Raw genomic sequence first — 241 nt, forward strand, 5'->3', positions numbered from 1 at the left:
GCGGGGGCGCGGTCCGCACACCTCGGCCTGGTGGGCCCTGCTCTTCGTCGGTCCGACGTTCGCCGGCCTCGCCGTGTTCTACCTCTATCCGACCGTGCGAACCATCTGGATCTCGCTGAACGACATGGGGCCATTCGGCAGGCCCACGTTCGTCGGGTTGGACAACTACGCAAAACTGTTCGCCGACGATGTGTTCGTCACCGCGCTTCGCAACACCTTCGTGTACTCGCTCATCGTCTTG

At 63.5% G+C, this 241-nt stretch carries 1 pseudogene; it reads left to right on the forward strand.

Features of this window, described 5'->3' with window-relative positions:
- A pseudogene (locus BN358_RS26990) lies at window positions 1-241 on the forward strand (sugar ABC transporter permease); the annotation flags it as partial.

Source organism: Sedimentibacter sp. B4 (assembly GCF_000309315.1).
GTDB lineage: Bacteria > Bacillota > Clostridia > Tissierellales > Sedimentibacteraceae > Sedimentibacter > Sedimentibacter saalensis.